This is a genomic window from Coprococcus sp. AM97-35 (assembly GCF_027697525.1).
GTDB lineage: Bacteria > Bacillota > Clostridia > Lachnospirales > Lachnospiraceae > Allocoprococcus > Allocoprococcus comes.
On record NZ_JAQESL010000006.1, the window covers coordinates 41,792 to 68,587 of the forward strand.

Annotated in this window: 24 protein-coding genes and 1 pseudogene; 24 read left to right on the forward strand and 1 reads right to left on the reverse strand. The window is 38.7% G+C overall.

Annotated features, from left to right (window positions below):
• Positions 1-125 precede the first annotated feature (125 nt).
• The 9 genes and pseudogenes from PG840_RS06965 to PG840_RS16935 form a co-directional block, all read left to right on the forward strand.
• On the forward strand, positions 126-836 hold the full coding sequence (locus PG840_RS06965) for a zinc metallopeptidase (protein WP_055157421.1): 711 nt from the start codon (positions 126-128) through the stop codon (positions 834-836).
• On the forward strand, positions 823-2,127 hold the full coding sequence (rsmB, locus tag PG840_RS06970) for a 16S rRNA (cytosine(967)-C(5))-methyltransferase RsmB (RefSeq protein ID WP_270205298.1): 1,305 nt from the start codon (positions 823-825) through the stop codon (positions 2,125-2,127). Before PG840_RS06965 ends, rsmB begins: the two co-directional genes overlap by 14 nt.
• The gene (gene rlmN, locus PG840_RS06975) at positions 2,127-3,164 is read left to right on the forward strand and encodes a 23S rRNA (adenine(2503)-C(2))-methyltransferase RlmN (RefSeq protein ID WP_055157425.1); all 1,038 of its coding nucleotides are present in this window, start codon (positions 2,127-2,129) and stop codon (positions 3,162-3,164) included. The genes rsmB and rlmN overlap by 1 nt, the downstream gene beginning before the upstream one ends.
• A 3-nt stretch (positions 3,165-3,167) precedes the next feature.
• Complete coding sequence (locus PG840_RS06980) at positions 3,168-3,911, forward strand: Stp1/IreP family PP2C-type Ser/Thr phosphatase (protein ID WP_022220921.1); 744 nt, start codon at positions 3,168-3,170, stop codon at positions 3,909-3,911.
• Positions 3,905-6,007: a Stk1 family PASTA domain-containing Ser/Thr kinase gene (gene pknB, locus PG840_RS06985; RefSeq protein ID WP_270205299.1), complete on the forward strand. Its 2,103-nt coding sequence runs from the start codon at positions 3,905-3,907 to the stop codon at positions 6,005-6,007. The genes PG840_RS06980 and pknB overlap by 7 nt, the downstream gene beginning before the upstream one ends.
• A gap of 12 nt (positions 6,008-6,019) precedes the next feature.
• Positions 6,020-6,907: a ribosome small subunit-dependent GTPase A gene (gene rsgA / locus PG840_RS06990; RefSeq protein ID WP_008372146.1), complete on the forward strand. Its 888-nt coding sequence runs from the start codon at positions 6,020-6,022 to the stop codon at positions 6,905-6,907.
• 6 nt (positions 6,908-6,913) lie between these two features.
• Entirely contained in the window at positions 6,914-7,576 is a 663-nt protein-coding gene (gene rpe, locus PG840_RS06995) for a ribulose-phosphate 3-epimerase (RefSeq protein ID WP_055157431.1), read from the forward strand.
• On the forward strand, positions 7,569-8,219 hold the full coding sequence (locus tag PG840_RS07000) for a thiamine diphosphokinase (protein WP_008372144.1): 651 nt from the start codon (positions 7,569-7,571) through the stop codon (positions 8,217-8,219). Before rpe ends, PG840_RS07000 begins: the two co-directional genes overlap by 8 nt.
• 150 nt (positions 8,220-8,369) lie before the next feature.
• A pseudogene (locus tag PG840_RS16935) lies at positions 8,370-8,576 on the forward strand (DUF4186 family protein); the annotation flags it as partial.
• A 101-nt stretch (positions 8,577-8,677) separates the two neighbouring features.
• Here PG840_RS16935 and PG840_RS07010 read toward each other — a convergent pair.
• The gene (locus tag PG840_RS07010; RefSeq protein WP_055145504.1) at positions 8,678-9,541 is read right to left on the reverse strand and encodes an AraC family transcriptional regulator; all 864 of its coding nucleotides are present in this window, start codon (positions 9,539-9,541) and stop codon (positions 8,678-8,680) included.
• Between the two features lie 200 nt (positions 9,542-9,741).
• Between PG840_RS07010 and PG840_RS07015 the strand changes: the two genes are divergently transcribed.
• The 15 genes from PG840_RS07015 (at position 9,742) to PG840_RS07085 (ending at position 26,796) form a co-directional block, all read left to right on the forward strand.
• Entirely contained in the window at positions 9,742-12,780 is a 3,039-nt protein-coding gene (locus PG840_RS07015; RefSeq protein ID WP_270205300.1) for a glycoside hydrolase family 2 TIM barrel-domain containing protein, read from the forward strand.
• Between the two features lie 169 nt (positions 12,781-12,949).
• Positions 12,950-14,347, forward strand: coding sequence for an MFS transporter (locus PG840_RS07020; RefSeq protein WP_270205301.1), 1,398 nt, complete (start codon positions 12,950-12,952; stop codon positions 14,345-14,347).
• 351 nt (positions 14,348-14,698) lie between these two features.
• Positions 14,699-15,499 (forward strand): helix-turn-helix transcriptional regulator, encoded by an 801-nt coding sequence (locus PG840_RS07025; protein ID WP_270205302.1) that lies wholly within the window; start codon positions 14,699-14,701, stop codon positions 15,497-15,499.
• A gap of 636 nt (positions 15,500-16,135) precedes the next feature.
• Positions 16,136-17,047 (forward strand): ABC transporter ATP-binding protein, encoded by a 912-nt coding sequence (locus tag PG840_RS07030; protein ID WP_270205303.1) that lies wholly within the window; start codon positions 16,136-16,138, stop codon positions 17,045-17,047.
• On the forward strand, positions 17,047-17,949 hold the full coding sequence (locus tag PG840_RS07035; protein ID WP_270205304.1) for an ABC transporter permease: 903 nt from the start codon (positions 17,047-17,049) through the stop codon (positions 17,947-17,949). The genes PG840_RS07030 and PG840_RS07035 overlap by 1 nt, the downstream gene beginning before the upstream one ends.
• A gap of 140 nt (positions 17,950-18,089) precedes the next feature.
• Positions 18,090-18,704, forward strand: a complete 615-nt coding sequence (locus tag PG840_RS07040; RefSeq protein ID WP_270205305.1) for a TetR/AcrR family transcriptional regulator — start codon at positions 18,090-18,092, stop codon at positions 18,702-18,704.
• 97 nt (positions 18,705-18,801) lie between these two features.
• Complete coding sequence (locus PG840_RS07045; protein ID WP_270205306.1) at positions 18,802-18,927, forward strand: hypothetical protein; 126 nt, start codon at positions 18,802-18,804, stop codon at positions 18,925-18,927.
• Positions 18,928-19,117: 190 nt separating this feature from the next.
• Complete coding sequence (locus tag PG840_RS07050; RefSeq protein ID WP_270205307.1) at positions 19,118-19,306, forward strand: hypothetical protein; 189 nt, start codon at positions 19,118-19,120, stop codon at positions 19,304-19,306.
• A gap of 194 nt (positions 19,307-19,500) precedes the next feature.
• Entirely contained in the window at positions 19,501-20,154 is a 654-nt protein-coding gene (locus PG840_RS07055; RefSeq protein WP_270203273.1) for a response regulator transcription factor, read from the forward strand.
• Between the two features lies 1 nt (position 20,155).
• The gene (locus PG840_RS07060; protein ID WP_270205308.1) at positions 20,156-21,076 is read left to right on the forward strand and encodes a sensor histidine kinase; all 921 of its coding nucleotides are present in this window, start codon (positions 20,156-20,158) and stop codon (positions 21,074-21,076) included.
• Positions 21,077-21,176: 100 nt separating this feature from the next.
• Positions 21,177-21,860, forward strand: a complete 684-nt coding sequence (locus tag PG840_RS07065; RefSeq protein WP_270205309.1) for an ABC transporter ATP-binding protein — start codon at positions 21,177-21,179, stop codon at positions 21,858-21,860.
• 467 nt (positions 21,861-22,327) lie between these two features.
• Positions 22,328-24,613: an FtsX-like permease family protein gene (locus PG840_RS07070; protein ID WP_270613457.1), complete on the forward strand. Its 2,286-nt coding sequence runs from the start codon at positions 22,328-22,330 to the stop codon at positions 24,611-24,613.
• 271 nt (positions 24,614-24,884) lie between these two features.
• Positions 24,885-25,037, forward strand: a complete 153-nt coding sequence (locus PG840_RS07075; RefSeq protein ID WP_195196425.1) for a hypothetical protein — start codon at positions 24,885-24,887, stop codon at positions 25,035-25,037.
• Between the two features lie 416 nt (positions 25,038-25,453).
• Positions 25,454-25,954, forward strand: a complete 501-nt coding sequence (locus PG840_RS07080) for a hypothetical protein (RefSeq protein WP_055246372.1) — start codon at positions 25,454-25,456, stop codon at positions 25,952-25,954.
• A 17-nt stretch (positions 25,955-25,971) separates the two neighbouring features.
• On the forward strand, positions 25,972-26,796 hold the full coding sequence (locus PG840_RS07085) for a hypothetical protein (RefSeq protein WP_055246374.1): 825 nt from the start codon (positions 25,972-25,974) through the stop codon (positions 26,794-26,796).

Consider the following 26,796-nt stretch of genomic DNA (forward strand, 5'->3'; position numbering starts at 1 on the left):
TAGCAAGACCGAGCGCAAGCGAAGGTCGCGCTTAGTACCGCTGCGTTTCCGGATTAAGCGCGAGCGGGCCTGCGTGCGAATATCTTTCGCTTCCGGGCGGACCCTTATTCAACAAGGAGGCAAACATGTACTACCCATATTATTTTGATCCAACTTATTTCCTTGTCATCATCGGCGTCATCATCTGCGCCCTTGCATCCGCCAAAGTGAATTCCACCTACGCCAGGTACGATCAGGTCCGCAACCACGCCGGGATCACCGGTGCGATGGCAGCGGAGCAGATCCTCAGGATGGAAGGGATTTATGATGTACAGGTGATGAGAGTAAGTGGAAAACTGACCGATCATTACGATCCGGCGAACCATGTACTGCGGCTTTCGGATTCCACTTACGGTTCGACATCGGTTGCGGCACTTGGAGTTGCAGCACATGAATGTGGACACGCGATCCAGCATGCAAGGCATTATGTACCGCTGACAATACGCGGAGCACTTGTTCCGGTGGCGAATTTTGGATCCGGGATTTCATGGCCGCTGATCATAATGGGATTATTTATCAGAGGAGAAATGTCTACATTGTTTATCAATCTTGGAATCCTGATGTTTTCATTGGCAGTGCTGTTCCAGATCATCACGCTTCCGGTAGAGTTTAATGCATCGGGAAGAGCACTTAAAATCCTGAAAAGTTCAGGCATGCTATATGAATCAGAAGTACGTGAGGCGAGAAGTGTTCTTACAGCGGCAGCGCTTACCTATGTGGCGAGTGCAGCATCTGCACTTCTGCAGCTTTTAAGAATACTGATCCTGACAGGAGGAAGAAGAAATGACGACGAATAACCAGGGAGTAGGTACAAGAGAACTTGCACTGATGATCCTGCTGGAAATCGAGCGTGGAGAGAAAAGTCATATCGTGCTCAGACAGGTGCTGGAAAAATATCAGTATCTGTCCAAGCAGGACCGTGCATTTCTGACCAGGCTTGCAGAAGGGACAACAGAGCGGAGGATAGAACTGGACTATATTATCAACCAGTTTTCAAAAGTAAAGACAGAAAAAATGAAACCGGTGATCCGCAATATCCTGCGCTGTGCGGTCTATCAGATCAAATACATGGATCAGGTTCCGGATTCGGCAGCATGCAATGAAGCAGTCAACCTTGCTATCCGGAAAGGCTTTAAGAACCTGCGGGGATTTGTAAATGGGGTACTTAGAAATATCGCGCGAAACATTGATAAGATTGCGTATCCGGAGAATACAGAAGAATTTCTCTCAATAAAGTATTCCATGCCACAATGGATCATCCGTATGTGGGTGAGAGATTATGGAGAAGAGAAGACGAAATACATCCTGAAAGGTTTTTATAAAGAACGTGCAACAACAATCCGGATCAATGGAAATGCAACCAGCAAAGAAGAGCTGATCAGAGAGCTGACAGGAGAAGGCATTCAGGTAAAAGAACATCCGCTTCTTGCGTCTGCGCTTCTGATCTCAGGCTATGATTATCTGGCAGCAATCCCGGCGTTCCGGGAAGGAAAATTCCAGGTACAGGATGCAGCTTCGATCATGGTAGCAGAACAGGCAGGAATCAAAGAAGGAGATTACATACTGGATGTGTGCGCGGCACCGGGAGGAAAAGCGCTCCATGCGGCACAGGTCCTGAATGGGACAGGTATGGTAGAGGCAAGGGATCTGACAGAGATGAAGGTAGAGCTGATTCGGGAAAATATTTCACGGATGGGATTTGAAAATATCCGTGCAGTACAGCAGGATGCAACCTGCTTCGATGCGGACTCTGAGGAAAAAGCAGATGTTCTGATTGCGGATCTTCCGTGTTCCGGCCTTGGTGTTCTTGCGAAGAAGACCGATCTGAAGTATAAGATGAACCCGGAGACGGAGACTGAAGTTGCAGCACTTCAGAGAGAGATCCTGGATGCGGTTTGCCGATATGTGAAGCCGGAGGGAACACTGATGTACAGCACCTGTACGATCAGCAGGACAGAGAACGAGGAAAACGCCGGATGGTTTGCCGAAAAACATCCGGAATTTGACCTGGAATGGGAGAAACAGATTTTCCCGTCTGATATAACCGATGGTTTCTATATTGCTAAATTTATCCGGAGGGGCAGATAATGGAAAAAAAAGATATCGCTTCGTATTCATTTGAAGAGTTACAGGAAGAAATGCTGGCGATTGGAGAAAAAGGATTCCGCAGTCGACAGATTTATTCCTGGATCCATGAAAAGCTGGTGGATGATTTTGAAGAAATGACCAATCTTCCAAAAACTTTACGCCAGAAACTGGAAGCAGCATACGAAATACGAAGAGTCGAAATGGAAAAAAGACAGATTTCAAAGATTGACGGGACCAATAAATTCCTGTTTTGCCTGAAAGACGGGAATATGGTAGAAAGTGTTCTGATGAAATATAAACATGGCAATTCGGTATGTATTTCCTCGCAGGTTGGCTGCCGGATGGGATGCCGTTTCTGTGCATCAACACTGGACGGGCTGGAACGAAACCTGACACCGTCAGAGATGTTAAGACAGGTTTACCAGATCCAGAAGATCACTGGCGAGAGAGTTTCTAATATTGTGATCATGGGAACTGGAGAACCGCTGGATAATTATGACAATTTTCTGAAATTCATTCACATGGTCAGTGATGAGCACGGGCTCAATATCAGCCAGAGAAATATCACGGCGTCTACCTGTGGAATTGTACCGAACATCCGGAGACTTGCAGAAGAAAAGCTGCAGATCACGCTGGCACTTTCCCTGCACGGTTCCAACCAGGAAAAGAGAAGATCGCTGATGCCGGTGGCAAATAAATACGAGCTTCATGAGGTTCTGGAAGCGTGTGATTATTATTTTGAAAAAACCGGACGGAGGATCACTTTTGAGTACAGCCTGGTTCACGGCGTAAACGATACACCGGAGGATGCAAAAGAGCTGATGGGAATCTTAAAAGACAGAAACTGCCATTTAAACCTGATTCCGGTGAACCCGATCAAGGAGAGAAACTACGAAAAACCGGACAAAAAAAGTGCCGAGAATTTCAAAAATAAACTTGAAAAAAACGGGATAAATGTTACTATAAGAAGAGAAATGGGCTCAGATATAGACGGAGCCTGTGGACAGTTACGGCGCAAGACGATGCAAGGAGTATAAAATATGAAAATATTTTCTATGACAGATGTTGGAAGAAAACGTGAAATGAACCAGGATTACGTGTTTGCCACAGATGAGTCATTAGGTACGCTGCCGAATCTTCTGGTAGTAGCCGATGGAATGGGTGGACACAAGGCAGGCGATTTTGCGTCAAAATATACGGTGGAAGTTCTGAAAGAAGAACTGAAGCATACATTAAAGGATGGGCCGGAAGAGATTTTAAAAGATGCGGCTCAGACAGCGAACCACAAGCTGATCGAGAAAGCAGATGAAGACATTAATCTGGAGGGGATGGGAACCACTCTGGTTGCGGCAACTGTGATCGATCATACACTTTATTTTATAAATGTAGGTGACAGCCGTCTGTATCTGCTGAATAAGGATATCAGGCAGCTTTCCAGAGACCATTCCCTGGTAGAAGAGATGGTTCGTCTGGGAGGAATCAATGAGGAAGAGGCAAGACATCATCCGGATAAGAATATCATTACCAGAGCAATTGGAGTAAAAGAGGATGTAGAGGTGGATTTTTATGAATTCAGCCTCAAAAAGGGAGATATCATCCTGATGTGTTCCGATGGACTCAGTAATATGATAGAGGATGAAGAAATTTTTGCGATAGTTAAAGGGGCAAGAGATATCGTAGAAGCCGGTCAGAATCTGATTGACCGGGCGAATGAGAACGGGGGCAATGACAATATCAGTGTTGTTCTTGCAGAACCGTTTTCTGATGAGGTGAGTATATGGTAAAAGACGGGATTTATTTAAGTGGCCGTTATCAGGTTCTGAGCAAGATCGGAGCCGGTGGAATGGCGGATGTATATAAGGCGAAGGACTGTATGCTGAACAGATATGTCGCAGTGAAAGTCCTGAAAAAAGAATACAGGGAAGATGAAAACTTTGTAAAGAAATTCCGGTCAGAAGCACAGGCAGCAGCAGGGCTTCTGAACCCGAATATTGTCAATGTATATGATGTAGGGGAGGATCGAGGACTCTATTATATGGTCATGGAGCTGGTAGAAGGAATCACTCTGAAAGAATATGTGCATAAAAAAGGAAAGCTTTCTTCCAAGGAAGCGATCAGTATTGCAATTCAGATGTGTACCGGTATTGAGGCAGCTCACAATCATCACATCATACACAGAGATATCAAACCGCAGAATATTATCATTTCCAAAGAAGGAAAGGTAAAGGTTACGGATTTTGGTATTGCAAAGGCGACAACATCGCAGACAGTCAGCACCAGTGCAATGGGATCGGTACACTATGTATCTCCGGAGCAGGCACGGGGTGGCTATTGTGATGAGAAGAGTGATATCTATTCTGCAGGTATCACCATGTATGAGATGGTGACCGGAAGGGTTCCTTTCGATGGCGATTCTACTGTTTCGGTTGCAATGAAGCATTTACAGGAGAATATTACCCCGCCTTCTGAGTATGCACCGGATTTATATCCGGCGCTGGAGAAGATTATTCTCAAGTGTACACAGAAGAGCGCGGAAAGACGTTACCAGAGTGCCGGAGAACTGATCCAGGATTTGAAGAGGGCGTTGGTCGATCCGAGTGGCGAATTTGTAGATATGGTTCCGATCCGGAGTATGGGAGATACGGTGATGATCTCGCCGGAGCGGATGGCACGTATGAAAAAGCGTCAGGGCGATGGTTATGATGACGAAGAGTATGATGATGGCTATGACGATGAAGAATATGACGAAAATGATGACTATGATGAGGATGACGAAGAGGATAATTATAACGGGGGCAGACGCGGTAACAGTAAAAATGGCGTAGATCCGAAGATGAACAAGATGATGAAGATCCTCATGGCTGCAGTTGCAGTGATCGTTGCATTTGCGCTGATTTTCCTGATCGGCAAAGCAGCAGGTGTGTTCGGTAAGCGTTCAGACAGTCAGATTTCAGTTTCCAATGAGATTGAAGTGCCAAATCTGGTTGGACAGCCGCAGAATGTTGCAGAGACGATGTGCGAAAAGAAGCAGCTGAAGCTGGAAGTAGAATCCGAGAAAGCATCAGATAAGGCAACAGGTACGATTATTGAGCAGAAGACAAAAGCAGGAAAGAAAGTCAAGAAAAATACGGTGATCAAGGTTGTAATAAGTTCAGGACCGGAAAAGATCATGATCCAGAGTGTAGAGGGAATGAATGAAGATGCAGCCAAGAAAGCACTGATCAAACAGGGCTTTACGAGCAAGAACATTACTGTTACCAGTGAATACAGCAGTGATGTTGAAAGTGGAAAAGCAACAAGGACTGATCCGGCAGAGGGAACAGAGGTATCTGCTGACTCTAAAATCACACTGTATATCAGTAAAGGTGAAAAACAGCCGGATAAGGTGTCAGTTCCGCCAATTGTGGGAATGTATGTAAATGATGCGGTATCTACACTGAGTGCAAGCAGACTGTCCGATGGCGGAACGAGCAGTGAAGAATATTCAGATGATTATGCAGAAGGTATGATTATCCGTCAGAGCACAGATGCCGGAACGAAGGTGGCTGAAGGAACAAGTGTGAGTTATGTTGTCAGCAAAGGACCAAAGCCTGCAGATCAGGTGAAGGTACCAACTCTGACAGGAAAGACACTTGGAGATGCGATTTCAGCACTGAATGCCAGAAATCTGACTTATACAGAAGTTGATATTGACAGTGCAGAACCATCTGGAAAAGTTGTAAAAGTTGATCCGGGAGAAGGTACATCGGTAGATGTAGGAACTGCGATCACACTGTATGTAAGCAATGGCTCACAGGCAAGCAGTGGATCCGACAGTAACAATTCGGGCAGCAATAATTCCGGTAACAACTCAAATAACGGCAACAATACAGGAAATTAAAAGGACTGTTTTATGCAGGGAAGAATTATAAAAGGGATTGCAGGATTCTACTACGTTTATGACGTAGTAGAATCTGTCATTTATGAATGTAAAGCAAAAGGAATTTTCCGTAAGGAGAAGATTAAACCACTGGTCGGAGATCTGGTAGAATATGAGATCTTAGATGCAGAAGAGAAGACCGGTAATATCATCCGGATCCTTCCAAGGAAGAATGAACTGATCAGACCGGCAGTGGCAAATATTGATCAGGCACTGGTTGTATTTGCAGTGAAGAAGCCGGATCCGCATTTTAATCTGCTGGACAGGTTTCTGGTTATGATGGAGCGGCAGGAGATTCCGGTTATTATCTGTTTCAACAAGAAGGATATTGCAGATGAGCCGGAAATTGAGTCTCTGGAGAAGACTTATGAGGCTTGTGGGTACCGTGTGATCTTTGCAAGTGCCAGAGAAGGAGAAAATATTCTGGAGATTAAAGAGGCACTAAAAGGAAAGACAACAACTGTTGCTGGACCTTCAGGAGTTGGAAAATCCTCTCTGATCAACTGTCTTCAGGAAAATGTCAATATGGAGACAGGAAGTATCAGCAGAAAGATCGAGCGGGGAAAACATACTACCCGCCATTCAGAACTGATCCCGATCGACGAGGATTCCTATATCATGGATACACCGGGATTTTCGTCACTGTATACCAATGATTTTGGCAAGGAAGAATTGAAATATTATTTTCCGGAGTTTGATCAGTATCAGGGAGGCTGCAGGTTTCAGGGGTGTAATCACATCAGTGAACCGGGGTGTCTGGTAAAAGAGGCTCTGGAAGAGGGAAAAGTGCATCCGGTGCGGTATGAAGATTATTGTGAGATGTATCGGGAACTGGAACAGAAGGAAAAAAGGAGGTACTAAACTAAAATGGAATATAAATTATCACCATCTATTTTATCGGCAGATTTTTGTAATCTGGAAGAAGGTATCCGCCAGACAGAGGAAAATGGAGCGGTATATTTACATTTTGATGTGATGGATGGCGTGTTTGTACCGAGTATTTCTTTTGGAATGCCTGTGCTTGCATCAATCAAACCGGCGGTAAAGCAGGTGATAGATACGCATCTGATGATTACGGAACCAATCCGTTATGTGGAAGCATTTGCAGAGGCAGGAGCGGATATTCTTACTGTACATTATGAAGCATGCAAGGATATACGTGCGACTCTGGACAAGATCAAAGCGTGTGGCATGAAGACAGGACTGGCAATTTCACCGGATACACCGGTGGAGGTCCTGAAGGAATTCCTTGGTGAAGTGGATATGTTCCTTGTGATGACAGTCCATCCGGGATTTGGCGGACAAAAGCTGATTTCTGAGATGCTGGATAAGGTCAGAACACTTAGGGCAATGCTGAATGAACGTGGACTTGAGACTGATATTCAGGTTGACGGAGGAATTTATGCATTCAATGTGAAAGAGGCACTGGATGCGGGAGCAAATGTGATTGTTGCGGGATCAGCTGTATTCAAAGGGAATGCAGGAGAAAACACAAGAGAATTGATGGAGATTTTAAAGAATTATGAGTAAGACAGTCATTATCAGTGGGGGAATGCTTGATGAGGGATTTGCAGAGAAGGTTCTTGAAGCAAATCCGGAGGCTTATATTATCGCAGTAGATAAGGGGCTTGAGTATCTGTATAACCATAAGATTGAGCCTCAGTATATTGTTGGGGATTTTGACAGTATTGATCCAAAGGTGATTGATTACTATCGCAAGGAGACGAATATTCCGATCCGGGAATATAATCCGGTTAAGGATGCGACGGATACAGAGATTGCTCTTCGGCTGGGAATTACACTGGGAAGCAAAGAGATGATCCTTCTTGGGGCAACCGGTGGAAGAATCGATCATTTGTGGGCGAATGTCCAGACACTTAGTGTGGCATGTGATGCCGGAGTAAATGCCTGCATTCTGGATGAGAAAAATAAAATCTGGGTAACGAATAAATCCTGTGTGCTGAAAAAGTCAGAAGCATACGGACCATATCTTTCTGTATTTTCTTTGGAAGGCGAGATTTATGATTTCAGTTTGGAGGGTACGAAATGGCCGCTCAATCATCATGATCTGATGCCGTGCGACAGTCTGACGGTGAGCAACCAGTTTGTGGATGATGAAGTGAAGATCAGTTTTGTAAATGGTCGGATTGTTATTATGGAAACGAAAGACTGATAAGAGATGTATAAGAAGAGAAAAGCCAGATATCATTCGAAAATGGTATCTGGTTTTTTTGCGTAAAAGGTACTAGGTGTCTGAGATGAGTACTTTTTTGATTATAAAGCCGGATTTTGAAAAAATCACGAATCTGAAAAAAGGGTTGGACACAATCCGGCAACATGCTGCAGGGAGTGCATCCGAAAGTGGCATAAAATGCGGTCGGGCAAGGAACTAAGTCAGGTTCTTATGGAGCGTCATCTTAATAAGAAGGCAATTCGCAGCTTTCATAAACAGGGTATGTCAACAGCAGGTTGCTTTTCAGAACATGAATTTATCTATATGTATTATTATTCGGTTGAGTTTGTAAAATAAGAATAGCAAAAAGAGAGAAGAGGATGCCATGGAATCGTTGATTTGATGATTCCGTGGCATCCTCTTTTGGAGGGGAAACTGGATTTATGATATTGTGGATTTTAGAACTTGTTTCTTATCTTTCGGTACTCTCTTGGGGAATATCCTTTCAGCTTGTGGAAAAGCCGGCTGAAATAAAGCTGATTATCATACCCGACGATTTTAGAAATTTCATTGATGGAATAGGTTGTTGTTTCAAGTAACATCTGGGCATTGTTAATTCGGATTCCCACAATAAACTGCATTGGTGTAGAACCTGTGTATTTTTTGAAGTTTCGGATAAACCAGCTGACACTCATTCCACGTGAGGCAGCATAATCATCTATGCTAATATTCTGGTTATAATTTTCACTGAAAAAGGTAACTGCGTTATCCATCTCGTGATCCAGGTATTCATTTTTCGAGATATGTTCCCTGGTCAGTTCCCGATGAAAGATGATAAGAAGATGACGGAGCAGAAGGACAAGCATTTCCTCATAATTATCTTGGCAACGCTGAAGTTCGATGATAATACGCTTGAAAATCTGTTCGTATTCCATAGAGGTTCCGACCTGAAATACACGCTCTTTATCCGGGAATCCATATTGCCGTAGGATATTTTTTACATTGTTGCCTGTAAAATGAATCCAGTATACTTCTGTCTTATCTTTTCCATAATATTCATATTTCTGAAGTTCCTTCGGTCTGTACAGTACAATATTACCGGCGGGGACAATCGTTTCGTTATCCATATTGTCAAAATGAAAATGCCCACAACCAGCAGTGATATAGATAATCTGATAATCCAGGCGTCCCCTTGGACGGTAGGTTGGTAACTTTGGATGGCTGGAAAGGCGGTAAGTACCGCAACTTCCTACAACCAGTGGGCGACTTTTGTCTTTGAAATCCATATGGGAGTGGTTTAAATAACCGGTATTCATATACATATGGTAGCACCTCTTTTCCTTTTTTGTTATTGTATCATTTAGTGCATATTTTGTCTAATCCAATTCATAGACATGTTTTGCAGATTAGGATAAGATATATATAGCAAAACAGAGAAGAGTAAACATAAAAGTAAAAGACAAGGTTTGCTGTGGAAAAACAAAGTGCAAAAAAATGTATATGTATTAAAGGAGAGTTATTTATGATTGTACCACGTTATTATGAGGATTTAAGCGTACTGCATGAAAATACAATGCCAGCCAGAGCCTATTTTATTCCGGCATCCAAAAGAATGGATAACCTGGTGGAGCACAGGGAAGAGTCAGACCGAATGCAGTTATTGAACGGAACTTGGAAGTTCCAGTATTTTAACAGTATCTATGATGTTCAGGAATCCTTCTTTGAGAAAGATTATGATACAGAAAATTTTGATGAGATTCAGGTTCCGAGTGTATGGCAGATGGCAGGATATGACACACATCAGTATACAAACATCAGGTATCCGTTCCCATTTGATCCACCGTATGTACCACAGGATATTCCATGTGGAACATATGCACATACCTTTGTTTATCACAAAGATGAAAATGCACCAAAAGCTTTCTTGAATTTTGAAGGAGTAGACAGTTGCTTTTATGTATGGATCAATGGCTCTTATGTAGGGTATAGCCAGGTTTCTCATATGACCAGTGAGTTTGATATCACCGACCTCCTTCGGGACGGAGAGAACAGCATAGCGGTTCTGGTCATGAAGTGGTGTGATGGTTCCTATTTGGAAGATCAGGACAAATTCCGTATGAGTGGTATTTTCCGGGATGTGTACATTTTGAAACGCCCAAAACAGGCAATCAGTGATTATCATATTAAAACAAGAATTGAGGATATGCTTGCGAAAGTAGAAATTGAAATGAAATTCTACTCTCCGTTAAATGTAAAAATTTCGATTGAAGATAGAAACGGAGCAGTCGTAGCACTAGGAAGTATTGCTGAAGAAGGAACAGCTGTATTAGAAATCGCAAGTCCGGAACTTTGGAATACAGAAAATCCATATCTATATAAACTGATTCTTGAAACAGAGAATGAAGTAATTGTAGATCACATTGCATTAAGAAAGATAGAGATTAAAGACCAGGTTATTTATTTAAATGGACAGAAGATTAAATTCCGTGGTGTCAATCGACATGATTCTGATCCGGTTACTGGATTTACAATCAATCCGGAACAGATTACAACCGATCTTACGTTAATGAAGCAGCATAATTTTAATGCGATCCGTTCCAGCCACTATCCGAACGCACCATTTTTCTATGAAATGTGTGACAAGTATGGATTCATGGTAATAGATGAAGCAGATATTGAAGCTCATGGTCCATTTATGATCTACAGAAAAGAAGACACCGATTACAATCGGTTCAAACGATGGAATGAGATGATTGCAGATGATCCGGCATGGGAAGAGGCAATCGTTGATCGCGTAAAACTCATGGTGGAACGTGACAAAAACCGTTTCTGTATTGTTATGTGGTCAATGGGAAATGAGAGTGCTTATGGCTGCAACTTTGAAAAAGCACTGGAATGGACAAAGAATTTTGATCCAGACCGCATCACACAATATGAGAGTGCAAGATACCGTAATTATGATGAAACATATGATTACAGCAATCTGGATGTGTACAGCCGGATGTATCCGGCGCTTTCCGAAATTCAGGAATATCTGGATAAAGATGGAAGCAAACCCTTCCTTTTGGTAGAGTACTGTCACAGTATGGGAAACGGACCTGGAGACTTTGAAGATTACTTCCAGATGATTCAGGATAATGATAAAATGTGCGGCGGCTTTGTCTGGGAATGGTGTGACCATGCGATTGCTCATGGAACTGCTGAGAATGGAAAGACTATATATGCTTATGGGGGCGACCATGGCGAAGAAATTCATGATGGCAACTTCTGTATGGATGGATTAGTATATCCGGACAGAACGGTACATACAGGACTTTTGGAATACAAGAATGTTTATCGCCCGGCAAGGGTTATTTCCTATGACAAAGAAAGCGGAGAACTGGTGCTTCATAACTACATGGATTTTGATAATCTGAAAGATTATGTGAAAATCAGCTATGAATTGACACAGGATGGACTTTTGATTGGGAAAGGAAAACTTGATGAAGTATCTGTGGTACCACATAGTGAAGGAAAAACAAACCTGCAGGTCAACGTTCCGGAAAATGGAAAATGCTATTTAAAACTCACTTATCACCTGAAAAAAGAAATGCCTCTGCTGGAAGAGGATTATATCCTTGGATTTGATGAGATCGAAGTAAGCCAGAAGGATGCCAAATGCCAGTTAGCAGAAAAATGGGTTGAAAAAACAGTGACGGATTCTGAATTACAGGTGAGTGAAGATGATACCCAGATTCATATCAAAGGCCGTGAATTCGCATATACAATCGACCGACGGACTGCACTTTTTACAGAGATGAAATTCGCAGGTCGGGAATATCTGAACCACCCGATGGAATTAAATATCTGGAGGGCACCAACAGATAATGATATGTACATCAAGTCTGAATGGAAGAAAGCCCATTATGATAAAGCTTATACAAGAGCTTACACGACAGAGGTCGTGCAGGGAAAGCATGGTGTGAAAATTACAAGCCATGCATCCGTTGTGGCAGAGACAGTACAGAAGATTCTTGATGTGACGATCACATGGAAAATAGAAGCTGCTGGAAAGATTGATGCAGATATTGCAGTAACAAAAGATGATGAATTTCCGGACCTGCCAAGATTTGGTGTGAGGATGTTCCTGGATAAAAAACTTTCAGCTGCACGATACTTTGGAATGGGACCACAGGAAAGCTATTGTGACAAACATCAGGCTGCGAGCCACGGTTTGTATCGGGCAAATGTAGATGATTTGCATGAGGATTATATTCGCCCACAGGAAAATGGAAGCCATTATGATTGTGAATATGTAGAGCTTAACAACAGCCGATATGGAATTGTGGCCTCTGCGGAAAATGCCTTCTCATTCAATGCTTCTTATTATACGCAGGAAGAACTTGAGGAGAAAACGCATAATTATGAACTGACAGAATCAGATAGTGTAGTATTTTGTGTTGACTATGCACTAAATGGCATTGGTTCTAACAGTTGTGGTCCAGTTGTATTGGAGCAGTACCGATTTGATGATGTATTATTCCGGTTCCAGTTTACACTGATACCGTATATAAAGGGATAATAAAGTTTCATGTAACCTGTAAACAAGGAAAGAGAGTCTGATTGTTATGTAAAGTCCGGATATACAGAGCAATCAGACAAAAACAGAGAAAAAACTAGAATTAGACATCATACTCTGTTAGACATCTTGAAATTCTAAGTGCGATGAAGATGAGGAGCAAAGAAATTCGATGGAAGAAAAAAAGTATTTGAAATGGTATAACAAAATTGGATATGGATCAGGCGATATTGCAGGTAATGTAGTCTATGCGTTCCTGACATCTTTTATAATGGTCTATTTGACGGACTCAGTAGGACTTGCTGCAGGTGTCGTAGGTACCCTAATTGCCGTATCAAAACTATTTGATGGTTTTACGGATATATTTTTTGGATCAATGATTGACAAAACACACAGTAAAATGGGAAAAGCGAAACCTTGGATGCTATATGGATATATTGGTTGTGCCATTACGCTGGTCTGCTGTTTTGCAGTACCAGTCAGCTTGGGAACAACGGCTAAATATGCATGGTTCTTTATCTCTTACACACTGTTAAATGGTGTGTTTTATACAGCAAACAATATTGCTTATTCAGCACTTACGTCACTGATTACAAAGAACAGCAAAGAGCGTGTGCAGATGGGATCTTACCGTTTTATTTTTGCGTTTTCAACAAGTCTTCTGATTCAGGCAATTACAGTTGGATTTGTAGATAAATGTGGTGGAGATGCTGCAGCATGGAGAACGGTTGCTATTATCTATGCAATCATTGGTCTTGTCGTAAATACGATTTCAGCACTTTCTGTTAAGGAACTTCCTGAGGAAGAACTTAATGAAGGAGAAGTAAAGAATGATAATGAAAAGTACGGAATGGTACAGGCATTCAAGCTTCTTGTTAAAAACAAATATTACATGATGATTTGTGGAACATATATTTTACAGCAGTTATATGGTGCCATGATTGGAGCTGGCATTTATTACATGACATGGGTACTGAAAAATAAGAATTTGTTTGGACAATTTGCATGGGCAGTAAATATTCCACTGATCATTGCCCTGATTTTCACACCGACATTAGTTGGTAAGTGGAAAGGTATGTATAAACTGAACTTAAGAGGTTATGTCTTAGCAGTCATCGGTAGAGCACTTGTTGTTGTTGCAGGATATATGGGCAGTGTTCCGCTGATGATGGCATTTACAGCTCTTGCAGCCTTAGGTCAGGGGCCATGGCAGGGAGATATGAATGCAGTTATCGCATCCTGCTCTGAGTACACTTATCTTACACAGGGAAAGAGAATTGACGGAACGATGTACTCTTGTACTTCTCTTGGCGTAAAAATCGGTGGAGGTATTGGAACCGCTGTTGTTGGATGGTTGCTTGAGTTCAGTGGATATATCGGAACAAATACAACTCAGCCGCAGTCTGCACTTGATATGATGCAGTTTATGTATCTTTGGCTTCCGTTAATCTTTGATGTATTGATTATGTTTGTACTTTCAAGAATGAATGTAGAAGATGCAAATAAAAAACTGAAAGCAGAAAAAGGAATTGCTGCAGATGAAGTAACAGATGCATCAGACATAAATTAGAATTGACAGGAGAAAGCGTTGTCTGGTCATTGCTCGATGAGACAGTGCTTTTTTCTATATATAAAGTGATTGAACTGTATTTTGAAAATAAAAAAGGACCACTTCATTTTTGTGAAATGGCCTTAAGAAAATATTCAGTTTTCACAAAATAGTCCTTTTAGTATTTATACATGGTAAGGATGCTCAAAATATTCAATGTAGAATACTAAAAGGTCATTCAGATATTTTTTTAGGTTGCTCATTTGCAATTCCTCCTTTCCTTATTTACAAGTTGATTATAAGATAGGTGTAAAAGGATTGCTTGCCAAATCGAAAGAAGATATAGACAAATGTTGCAAAGGGGAGTATTTCATGCAGTTAAAATATGTTGACACAAAAGAGGAGATCATAGCAATAAATAGGAAGTCAAAACATATTGAACCACATCTTCATAATGCACTGGAGATCGTTTGTGTAACAAGTGGATCATTAGAACTTGGTGTCGGACAGGAACTATACCATATGGAAAAAGGAGATATAGGCTTTGTATTTCCAGATGTTATTCATCACTATCAGGTACTGAAACCCGGTGTAAATAAAGCGACTTATCTGATTGCATCGCCATTTACGATAGCCAAATTTGCAGATATCATGCAATCCATGGCTCCTGAATACCCAATCATCAAAGCGGAAAAGGTTGAACCGGAGGTATATAGGGTTATAAATGCAATTTTAGAGACAGAACAGTCGGATATTACTGTTGCACAGGCATATCTTCAAATTGTGTTGGCACGCTGTATAGGAAAATTAAATTTGGTAGAAAAGAGTAATGTGGGGAGCAACGATCTTATTTACCAGACAGTTTCCTATATATCAGCAAATTTTAAGAAGAAATTTTCGCTGGAAGAGATGGCAAAAGATCTGGGGGTGAGCAAATATGTTTTATCCAGACTCTTTTCCAAAACATTCCATAGAAACTTTAATCAATATCTTAACGATGCAAGGCTGAACTATGCATGCCAGCGTTTGGAAAATACGAGTGATTCTATTACAAACATTTGTCTGGATAGTGGATTTGAAAGTCAGAGAACATTTAACCGAGTATTTAAAGAAAGATATAAAATATCACCGAGTGACTACCGGAGTACATGTCTGAAAGATATGTTGTCATAACATATAGATTAATAAATTCAATAAAAATCTGATTATCAGTCTGAAATAAGTATCTCTGGGTGGTATTTATAATATGGGGTAGTGGTTAATTATTATGTCATATGCTTCTAAATGTAATGTTTTGAGGGGAGACATGAGCAATAGGAGAAGTGGTATTTGCATCAATGGGTCCAACAAAAAGAATTAAACAATAAGAATGAACAAAGTGTTGTAATCATCATACTGGTTGCAACACTTTTTTTTCGATATTTTTTGAGAATTGTGGGATACCACATATCCGGTCACCGCCATGCTCCGATTTGATTTCTATACCAAAAATCAGATCGGAAGAAAGATAATGGCTTATAACAAAACAAGTGAAGAACGAAAACGGCAAGCGAAAAAAATATATTTTTTATTCATATGATCCGATGATTTATGTTTCGGATGCTCATCCGATAGAAGTGATAGAAGATTAGAAAAAGATTGACAAGTTACCAATTGGTTACTACAATATAAGTAACCGAATGGTAACTGCCAAGGGGCGTGGACAATTTTTGCATTCATATTACTTTTTAATATATGGATTTTAACAGAAAAGATAAATCCAACATATGCTGCAGCATTTAAGGAAAAATGAAAATATAAGGAGAAGATATGGAATCAGATATCATTAAAATCAGCCACTTGAATAAAAGCTTTGGCGAAGTAAAAGCGGTCAATGATTTGAGCTTTCGTGTGAAAAAAGGAGAATTGTTTGCATTTCTAGGAGTAAACGGTGCAGGGAAAAGTACAACCATTTCTATTCTTTGTGGACTGCTGAAAAAAGACAGTGGAACGGTTCAGGTAAACGGAATAGAAACTGACAAAGCCGGCGCACAGATAAAAAGGATGCTTGGTGTTGTATTTCAGGATAGCGTACTTGATAAACCGCTAACGGTGAAAGAAAACCTAAAGAGCAGAGCTGCTTTGTACGGCATTACAGGAAATGCCTTTGATAAGAGATTACAGGAGCTGGTCGAAATTCTGGATTTTGACGAGTTTTTAAACAGACCTGTAGGTAAGCTGTCGGGAGGTCAGAGAAGAAGAATTGATATTGCCCGTGCATTATTGCACAGACCGGAAATTTTGATTCTTGACGAGCCTACAACAGGGCTTGATCCACAGACAAGGCAATTAATCTGGAATGTTATCGAGAAGCTTCAGAAAAATGAAAATATGACAGTATTTCTAACCACCCATTATATGGAAGAGGCTGCTAATGCCGGGTATGTTGTGATTCTCGACAAAGGAAGTATCGCAGCGGAAGGTACACCGTTTGAACTTAAAAATGATTATGTACAGGATATAGTATCTGTTTATGGTGTTTCCGAAGATGAAATAAAGTCATTGAACAGAGAATATAAAAAAATACGTGACGGATATCAGATAAAAGTAAGAAATACGAAGGAAGCTACGGAGCTTATTGTAGAACATCAGGACCTATTCAGGGATTATGAAGTAGTAAAAGGCGGAATGGATGATGTATTTCTTGCAGTCACAGGGAAAAAGCTAGGAGGTGAGCATTGATGAGAACAGTATTGGCATTAATGAACAGGAACAGGAAACTGTTTTTTAAAGATAAAGGTATGTTGTTTACATCAATGATCACCCCCGTCATTCTGATTGTTCTGTATGCTACGTTTCTTGCAAAAGTTTTCAGAGATTCTTTTACAGCAGCGATTCCGGATATGATCACGATTTCGGATAAGCTCATTAATGGAACCGTGGCAGCACAACTGACAGCATCACTTATGGCAGTGAGCTGTATCACTGTAACATTTTGTGTGAATCTGACTATGGTGCAGGACAAGGCAAATGGAACATGGAAGGATTTTAATGTTTCGCCTGTCAGCAAGGGAAAAATATATTTGGGATATTTTCTGTCAACAGTAGCTAATTCATTGATGGTCAATACACTTGCGTTTGTATTATGTCTGGGATATCTGCTTAAAATGGGATGGTATCTGAATGCAGTAGATGTATTATGGGTTTTATTTGATATGATATTGCTCGTCCTGTTTGGAAGTACGCTTTCAAGTATCATTAGCTTTCCGTTGACAACACAGGGACAGCTTTCGGCTGTAGGTACAATTGTCAGCGCAGGATATGGTTTTATATGTGGTGCTTATATGCCGATTTCAAATTTTGGATCAGGTCTTCAGAAGGCACTGTCTTATCTCCCGAGTACATATGCCACTTCATTGATTAAGAATCATATGCTTCACGGAGTATTCATGGAGATGGAGAGAAAACATTATCCGGATGAAATGGTTGAAGCGATAAGAGCCACTCTTGATTGCAATCCGGTATTTCATGAAAATGTGGTAGGTGTAAATCAGATGATCGGTATTATGATGGGAAGTATAGCTGTATTCGGAATTATTTATTATTTTGTTACATTGCTGCCAGATGGTGAAGGCGGACGATAGAAAATATTATTTTCGGCAGATAGACAAAGCCTTTTTCATTTCACCAATCGTTGATATGGAAAAAGAAAACACTAATTTATAATTTACTTGACAAGTTACCAAAAGGTAACTTAATAACAGATTTAAATTAGGAGATAGACATGGAAAGCAAAGAAAAGAACACAAAGGAAAAAATATTGGAAGAAGCTTTGAAGTTATTTGCACAGAGTGGATATATGGGAACATCCATGAATGATATTGCTTCAAAACTTGGAGTAACCAAGGCTGCATTGTATAAGCATTATAAAAGCAAGCAGGAGATATTGGACAGTATTATTGAAAAAATGAATGAATTGGATATTGAGAGAGTAAAGCAGTATGAAATGCCGGAGGGTGATCCGGAAAAGGTTACAGCCGAGTATAAAGAAACGGCATTTGATAAGATTAAGCAGTTCACAAAGGTGCAGTTTCTTCATTGGACAGAGGAAGAGTTCTCATGCTGTTTCCGTAAGATGTTGACATTGGAACAGTACAGGGAGCCACAGATGGCACAGCTATATCAGAATTATCTTGCAAGCGGACCATTAACTTATATGGAAGCTTTGTTTTCAGGAATGCTGGGCGATGAAGGAAAAGCCAGACAGACAGCACTTGATTTTTATGGATCTATTTTTTTGCTTTATAGCATATATGATGGAGCAGAAGACAAAAGTCAAGTGATAAAGTTACTGGAAGAGCATATGGATCATTTCTTACAGGAAATGCAGATAAGTTGAAAGGGTGAAACGATTTGAATGATGAATCAGAGCATCAGGAATGGATTGTAGCGTTACAGTTTTGCACTGCGTCGTTTATATGGAGGAGGAAAAAAGGATGAAACTTATTGCACCAATAGCAAAGTCACAGCATATGCGTGAGATATGGTTTCATGTGATGTCTGGTGGAGTGATGCTAAAGATTGTAGTTATGGAGATCGCAAGAATTACACAGATGTTTTAGGAGTTTTTATGAGAGTAGAGACTGAAAAAATGTATCTTTATCCTTTAAGTATGAAAATGCATTATCTCAGGCTCAAAAGGAAATTAGTTTACATGCTCGTAGTAGATATATGGCTTATCCGGCATTTCATGATTTTGTAGCACTTCTATTTGTTTATAATGACCTTTTAAAGGAGGCTGCTAACCGTAATATGCGTGATAAAACAATGGATGAATTGTACCATTTTTTCTGTGAAAAAGATGGAAGAGTTTTGAAGTACAAAGAGTATTTTGAAAAAAATCAGGTTATTGCTGAAGCGTATAGATTCATTAGTGGAGTAATACAATATATTAAGAAGCAAAATAATAATCCAAAACATAAAAGGTACTTGAAAATTTAGTAGAAAACATATTGACTTTGTGAATGAAATTGGGTAATATATGCACATAGAATAAAAACTTTCGAGGTTTTTATCAGAAATGGTGCTTGCACCAAGTCTGGGTTTGAAAAAAGTCCGTTACAATATGCAGAGGTGTTATGTATATTGTAATGGGCTTTTTTTGTATTATATTCTAGAAAAATCAGGAGGTGTGTATGGTAATAGGAATTATAGAAGATGACAATTTGTTGAGAAAAGCTTTGGATACATCTTTGCAAAATCAAGGTTATACAACGATTCTTGCTGGTTCAAGAAAAGAAGCAATTAAAAATATAGATAGATCTGTAGATTTGTTGATCGTAGATATTGGATTACCGGATGGAGATGGAATAAGTCTATATCAAGAGCTTCAAAAAAATGGAAGAATCCCAGCAATTTTTTTAACTGCAAAAGATGATGAAAAAGATATGTTAAAAGCATTTGATACAGGAGCAGATGATTATGTGGTGAAACCATTTTCAATAAAAGTATTGTTAAAACGTATTGAAGTTGTTTTAAAGAGAAAGTCAAATGAAAATACTTTTATGTGCGGACAAGTCACCTTGTATTCTGATAGAAAACAGGTTTTTGTTGGAGAAACGGAAATATTTTTGACAGTCAAAGAATATCAGCTTTTGGAATATTTTATTATGAATCAAAATCAGGTTCTTACAAAAGATATGATAATGGAAAACATTTGGGGAATAGATAGTGAATTCATTGACCCAAATACAATTAGTGTTATGATCAGCAGATTGAAAAAGAAATTAAATGATTCGTCCGATGTTATTAGTAATGTATTTGGAATGGGATATAGAATGGGAGAATAGCATGGCGGTAGTAATATTTACAGTACTTTTGGTGGGGATAATACTTGGTGGAAGTGTTGTATATTTATTTGAAAATCATTTTAGAACAAATGAAATGAAAAAAATATATAAACTAGCCGAATCTTTAATAAATGGCAATGAATTAGATGATTTTGATATAGGAAAAGAAACATTATATTCAAAAACGGCCAATCAATTAATTCGTTTGCAGGAAATGCTGGATGGGAGAAGAAAAGAGGCTGAAAAAAGCCAATATGAGATCCAGAAATTAATTTCTGAGATTGCACATCAATTACGGACACCGCTGTCGAATATAAAAAATTATACAGAATTGCTGCAAGAGTCATTAAATGAAACGCAGGAAATATTGAATATAGAATATATGAAAGATCTGCGAACGAGTGAAGAACAGTTATGCTTTTTGGTGGAAAGCTTTATAAAAACTGCTCGATTAGAACAAGGAATCATGCAAGTTCATATGCAAAAAGGAAATCTTGTTGAGGCTATTTTAAATGCGTTAGGGCAAATACAAAAGAAGGCAGAAGATAAAGATATCTTTTTTCAAGTAAAATTGCCAGAGAAAATTATCTGCGAACATGATAAAAACTGGATGTGTGAGGCATTTTATAATGTGTTTGATAATGCAGTCAAATATAGCAAAAGCAACAGTACGATCGATATCACAATGAAACAAACGGAAATGTTTTATAAGATCCAAATAAGAGATTATGGAATCGGGATAAAAGACGGAGAAGAAAATAAAATTTTTCAAAGATTTTATCGAGGTGAACAGGCAAGAGGTCAGGAAGGATGCGGAATTGGTTTGTATCTTTCCAGAGAGATTGTTCTATTACAAAAAGGGATTATGAAAGCAACACAAATGAAGCCCGGGTTGCTCATAGAAGTGAATCTTCCGGTATAGATATTTCATATGCAGTCTGTAAGAAGTTTGTAAGATGTACCATGTAAAATAGATTATGGCTGATTTAGAGGTAGCATCTGCGAAAGGAGTTTATAGAAAAATGGATATGATCAAAGCCGTGAATCTAAAAAAATATTATACATCCGATACATATGAAGTGCGTGCTTTAGATGGTGTGTCGTTGACTGTGGAAGATGGTGAATTTATAGCAGTTGTCGGTACATCCGGATGCGGAAAGACAACACTTATGAACATCTTAGGAGGTCTTGATACTCCGGATTTTGGAGGTGTCTGGATTAGAAATACAAGTTTAAAAGATCTTAACAAGGAAGAAAGAACGATATTCAGAAGAAGAAATATCGGATTTGTATTTCAGCAATATAATTTGATACCCTCTCTTAGTATACGTGAAAATATTGTCCTCCCAATGCGACTGGATGGCAAGGGAATCGATGTGGATTTTTTCAATGAGATTATAGAAATACTAGGACTAAAAGATAAATTAGAACGTTTTCCATCAACCCTGTCCGGCGGGCAGCAACAGCGAGTTTCTATAGCACGGGCATTATTAACGAAACCGGCAATTGTCCTGGCGGATGAACCGACCGGAAATCTGGATTCTGTTACAAGTATGGAAGTCGTAGAATTATTGAAATCCTGTGCCGCCAGATTCCATCAGACGACATTGATCGTGACTCATCAAGAGGAAGTAGCACAGATGGCAGACAGAGTAATACGTATGTCCGATGGAAAAATCTATACAAGAGATTGTAACGATTGTTAGGAGGTATCACTATGTTTCATAAGAACATTCCAAATAACAATAAAGACATAATCCGATTCCTGGCTAAAAATTTTGCAGGCACAAAAAAGATAAGAAATACGATTTTATTTTGCTCAGTAGTAATCGGTATTGTTGCTATAACCATGGTCTTCGGAATCTCCTTTGGGAAAATACAGGCAGAAGAAATAAGATTAACCAGAGAAAATGGAACTGCTTCTTCGGGCAGAATAGAAGATGGAACAGAAGAACAATATGCAAAATTAAAACAACTGGATTATATAAAACAGGTTGGGAAAAGCATTTTTGTAGGTGAAGCTACAGACATTTCAGAGGATAATGCAAAAACGATATGCAACGTAGTATGGGCTGACTCAGAAAGCTGGAACAATTTTTTGAAGCCTGCATATACCAATGTGATTGGAAGCTACCCACAGAAAAAGGATGAAATTCTATTGTCGGAGCGGGCATTGAAAAAACTTGGTATTTTTGAACCAGACCAGGGAATGGAAATAAACTTAGATGTATACAAAGGTGTGTTCGAACATTCGAAAGAAACATTCAAACTATGTGGCTGGTATACGGACTCTGGAAATGAACTGGCAACCGGATATATTTCACATGACAAAATTAATGAGTTAAACCTGGAAAAGGGTTCCTATACTTTACTTTTCAGTCAGAGCAATCATTTAAGCAGAAGCAAAATAGAAGAAAAATTATATCAGACATTACCGATGAAGAGCGCAGAACAGAAGATATACGTTTCTGATACAGCACAATATACTGCTGTTTCTAAATTATCAGGTGGATATGAGCTGGTGATATTGGGAACGCTAGGTATTTTGTGTGGAATATATTTTCTTGTGCGTAATGTTCTTTGGATATCCATGAGTGAAGATATTCAAAATCTCGGACTGCTTCACACAATTGGAGCTACAGAAAGACAAATCACGAAAATTTACCGGAAGCAAATGAGGTCACTTATGTTAAAAGGTTCTGTCTTGGGAAGCTTGCTCTCTGTAGTGATTTTAGTCTTAATGATACCGGAAATATTAGGGGTTCATTTTTATCAGGAAATGGGAGGAAACACAATACTTTCCTTTTTCAGACCGTGGATTCTTTTGCTTTCTGTTGTATTTGTAAATGGAATTTTGTGGATGGCATCAGAAGGAATTGTTAGAAAAATAACGAAGTTATCTTGTATTGAGAGTGCAACTTATGATGGAAATATGGGCGACAGAAAAATAAAACATCCTGGGAAATCGGTGTTGAAACGCTCTGAAACAGGAGAAATGTTTTATATTGCATGGGAAAATATAACGCGGCATAAAGCACGATTTATAATTACAAGTCTTTCCATCTTTTTAGGAGTTCTGTCTTTTATTCTAATGAATGTACTTACAAATGGATGCGATTATAAGCATCTTCTTGAGAAACGTCCTGATTTTTTGCTGGCAGGAGAGTTTAGCGAATTTGGGAAAAGCCAGGGATGTGGGGAAGAATATAAAACCAGAGAAATCGATGCGGATCCTTTGTTAACACAGGGAGACGGTGTGGAACTGTTGTATGACAATGATTATGATGAATTTGCACCAATTTCTCAAGAATTAGTGAAAAAACTACATGAGATAGATGGTATCGATTGGGAGAACTCCAATCTGATTGAAGGAGCTTATGTAACTACGGTTATCTCTAAGAATGGAATTCGTCCCTATGACGAGGGACTCTCGAATCTTACAAATGACAATATGGTGGAAGGATTTAGCTGGGATACTGTACAAGTTATAGATGAAAATCAAATCTTGTTACTTAAGAAATACGTGCAGGATAATCAACTCAATATTGATATGGAATCTTTGGAAGAGGGAAATGGCGTGCTGATCATACATGATCATATGCTGACTCCGGAACAGCAAAAACTGGCAGACAAAGCAATTGGTGAACCGGTATATTTTAAAACTTTGATTTCAAGGGAAGATGCGATTCGTAGAAAAGAACAAAGCAATTCAGAGAGTGAAGAGGAACAACAGAAAGACGAATTTCCTCAAAAAGAATCTGAAACATTTACCCTATGTGGCTATTTAGACCAGCAAAGCGATAATTTCCCGGAAATACATCAATCCTGGCATGGAGAAGGCAGCTTATATTATTTTATCAGTGAGAAAGGTTTTCAAAAGATACCGACTGAGAAAAAGATATTAACAATGGAATTAACTGCTGATCCGAAAAAAGAACCTTATGTGAAAACACAGATCAACGAGCTGATATCCGAGGAAAATAAGAAACGATCCGAAATGACAGAAGTATCAATGGATGAAGGAACCGGCGAAGCAGGAGTTTTTGTCATCTGTAAATCAGATCTGATGCAACAAAAAGAAACATATATGAGAGGAAATCGAATCCTCTTAGGTGCTGTAAGTATCATATTATTCATTGCGGGATTGACCAATTATTGTAATGTTATATTTACAGGGATGTACGCCCGGAGAAAAGAATTTGATATTATGAAAAGTATCGGGATGACTGATAAGCAAATGAAATTAATGCTCTTTGCAGAAGGAAGTTATTATTTTATGTGTGTGATGGGAATGTTGTTTACTGCAGGAATGGCCACTTTGGCTGGAGTAAAGATTTATATGGAAAATAAATTATCATATTTTACATTTCATTGGCCGATTTATGTTACGGTAGGCGTAATGTTTTCTTTAGTACTTATTAATGTTATGGTTACACATTTTATATACAAGAAGAGATAAAAGTGACACGGTGACTATTTATGAACTATGACAGGTCTTGGAATACAGTATTGTCATTTTGACAATTTTGTATTACTTACGAGTAGCAGACTTGATACAAAGAATGAGCGTGTGTATTGCGGATAGAAGTGTATGCTACGCACGTTAAACCATAAGGAAAGGATTTTGTGAACAAACAGGAGATGAGATGAAAATGAATATTCACAAAAATAAGATGCTATGGTATAATACAAGGTACTGTATTAGGGCTTTTTATGAGAGAAGCTGAAATATGGGAAAAGATTTTAAAGGCAAAGAACCTGGCAAGGAAATATCCCAAGAAAGTACGGGATTATACTCAGCCAGATTTGTAGAATTCAGATTCGCAGAAGTAAAGAAAAGAATAAGAGGATTTCAGAAATTTCAACAGAATGGGAAGAATTGATGTTACTGACCCACTTGCAAAAATAAGTATGCTGAGATCCCTTGAAATTAAAGGATTTATAGGAGGAAATAGAGAAAATGAAACTTGGTATCGAAATATGTTTGCTTGTTTCATATATTCATTCATTTCCTTTAAAAGCTTGATAAATGGCGATAAACTGTAGGATACATATATTTTGTAGGACAATATAAATTAGTATATTTTTATGTATTTTGAGTTAAATTGGCACTCGATGTGGCACTCGAAAAATAATTGATGATGATAGAAGCTCCATATAGTAATTACACGGTAGAGGATGATTCCTTTACCGTTTTTTATTTGACATTCACTAATTGTCAATATAATTATTCTGTGCTAGAATAAAAATGACATCTACTGAATGTCAAAAATAAAAAGGAGAGAGAGGAAGGAAGAGTATGGGAATTTGTCCTTTTTTTAAAGAATCTGTATGGAGTGGTAATAAATGTCAAGCAAGTGGTGACGGAGATGGAGCACCAATACAAAGACGATATGCAAATTATTGTGGTGCTAATGTAATGTCAGATGATTATCATAATTGTCCGTTGTATAAAGATGCGACAGGAAAAAATAATAGTGGAGGATGTTATTTGACATCAGCATGTATGAGTGCAAAAGGAGACGAATTTTCAGATGATTGTTATGAACTTAGTCTTTTAAGAGGATTTCGAGATTCATATGTAAAAGAAAACTATCCGGAAGATATTGCTACATATTATAAAATTGCGCCAGAGATTGTAGAAAAAGTGGAAAAATCAGAAGATAATGTTAAGGTGTTTGAAAAAATGTATAATGAGTTAGTTTTGCCATGCTGTGAGTTGATAGAAAAAAGTAAATTTCATGAAGCTTATATAAGATATAAAAATTATACTATGAAATTGGTTGAAAAATATTTATAATAAAGAGTACGGTAATTATGGAAAATGTTAATGAAAGAGAAAATGCAATATTAAGAAAAAATATTGAGTTATTAGAAAAGGGAATTACGGTAAAAAAATATTTACAACTAGAAAAAGAGTTTATGATTAGAGGAAGCACAGAGATATATAATTATTTTGGCTTTTTTGTGATATACAATGAACTGGAAAAACATTTTATTTTAAAAGGAGGAATCTTTTGGGATAAGTCAAATATTGCTATAGATGATTATATACAGAAAGTTTTAAGATTAAAGAGTGATAGAAAATATCTGCGTAGATGCTTCTTGGATGGTTTAGATGTCTTAAAATATTATAGGATGGATATAAATGAATATCCTACGATAGAAGAATACGTTACAAGAAAAGAAAGATTTAAAGATTATGAAGAAGAATATTGTAAAGCACACGATAGAGTTCTTGAGAAGTATTGGGATTTAGGTTATTTACATTATTTAGAAGAAAAAGACGAGACAAGAAAACGAAATTATCACCTTCAAATTATTGCTATAACTTTGCTACGACTGCAAAGAAAAAGTAAAATTTTATATGATATACTAAATGTAGTAGTGAGTATTCTGGTTAAGGCAATGCCGTTGTTTATTTGGCAGTTATACATAAATAGATCTACGTTGTTTATTGGTGAAAATATAATTCAAAAGCTAATATACGGCTTTTTTGGAATTGCTGGATGCTGTTTGAGTAGTGTTTTGTGGTATTTTGTATTTTTAGCTGTAATTTTTATAATCAATTTGATTGTGTTCAAAAGAATATATAAAGTAAAACTTAAAATTTTTGACTGGATCATTGAAAAAAGTAAATAA

Bases quoted from the DNA above. Each gene is read 5' to 3' on its own strand.
- PG840_RS07045 (WP_270205306.1), top strand. From the start codon at position 18,802: ATGAAACTTATTGCACCAATAGCAAAGTCACAGCATATGCGTGAGATA.
- PG840_RS07040 (WP_270205305.1), top strand. From the start codon at position 18,090: ATGGAAAGCAAAGAAAAGAACACAAAGGAAAAAATATTGGAAGAAGCT.
- PG840_RS07050 (WP_270205307.1), top strand. From the start codon at position 19,118: ATGCGTGATAAAACAATGGATGAATTGTACCATTTTTTCTGTGAAAAA.
- PG840_RS07060 (WP_270205308.1), top strand. From the start codon at position 20,156: ATGGCGGTAGTAATATTTACAGTACTTTTGGTGGGGATAATACTTGGT.
- PG840_RS07075 (WP_195196425.1), top strand. From the start codon at position 24,885: ATGGGAAAAGATTTTAAAGGCAAAGAACCTGGCAAGGAAATATCCCAA.
- PG840_RS07085 (WP_055246374.1), top strand. From the start codon at position 25,972: ATGGAAAATGTTAATGAAAGAGAAAATGCAATATTAAGAAAAAATATT.
- PG840_RS07035 (WP_270205304.1), top strand. From the start codon at position 17,047: ATGAGAACAGTATTGGCATTAATGAACAGGAACAGGAAACTGTTTTTT.
- PG840_RS07025 (WP_270205302.1), top strand. From the start codon at position 14,699: ATGCAGTTAAAATATGTTGACACAAAAGAGGAGATCATAGCAATAAAT.
- PG840_RS07020 (WP_270205301.1), top strand. From the start codon at position 12,950: ATGGAAGAAAAAAAGTATTTGAAATGGTATAACAAAATTGGATATGGA.
- rlmN (WP_055157425.1), top strand. From the start codon at position 2,127: ATGGAAAAAAAAGATATCGCTTCGTATTCATTTGAAGAGTTACAGGAA.
- PG840_RS07065 (WP_270205309.1), top strand. From the start codon at position 21,177: ATGGATATGATCAAAGCCGTGAATCTAAAAAAATATTATACATCCGAT.
- PG840_RS07080 (WP_055246372.1), top strand. From the start codon at position 25,454: ATGGGAATTTGTCCTTTTTTTAAAGAATCTGTATGGAGTGGTAATAAA.
- PG840_RS07015 (WP_270205300.1), top strand. From the start codon at position 9,742: ATGATTGTACCACGTTATTATGAGGATTTAAGCGTACTGCATGAAAAT.
- rsmB (WP_270205298.1), top strand. From the start codon at position 823: ATGACGACGAATAACCAGGGAGTAGGTACAAGAGAACTTGCACTGATG.
- PG840_RS07030 (WP_270205303.1), top strand. From the start codon at position 16,136: ATGGAATCAGATATCATTAAAATCAGCCACTTGAATAAAAGCTTTGGC.
- rsgA (WP_008372146.1), top strand. From the start codon at position 6,020: ATGCAGGGAAGAATTATAAAAGGGATTGCAGGATTCTACTACGTTTAT.
- PG840_RS07000 (WP_008372144.1), top strand. From the start codon at position 7,569: ATGAGTAAGACAGTCATTATCAGTGGGGGAATGCTTGATGAGGGATTT.
- pknB (WP_270205299.1), top strand. From the start codon at position 3,905: ATGGTAAAAGACGGGATTTATTTAAGTGGCCGTTATCAGGTTCTGAGC.
- PG840_RS07055 (WP_270203273.1), top strand. From the start codon at position 19,501: ATGGTAATAGGAATTATAGAAGATGACAATTTGTTGAGAAAAGCTTTG.
- PG840_RS06965 (WP_055157421.1), top strand. From the start codon at position 126: ATGTACTACCCATATTATTTTGATCCAACTTATTTCCTTGTCATCATC.
- PG840_RS06980 (WP_022220921.1), top strand. From the start codon at position 3,168: ATGAAAATATTTTCTATGACAGATGTTGGAAGAAAACGTGAAATGAAC.
- PG840_RS07010 (WP_055145504.1), bottom strand. From the start codon at position 9,541: ATGTATATGAATACCGGTTATTTAAACCACTCCCATATGGATTTCAAA.
- rpe (WP_055157431.1), top strand. From the start codon at position 6,914: ATGGAATATAAATTATCACCATCTATTTTATCGGCAGATTTTTGTAAT.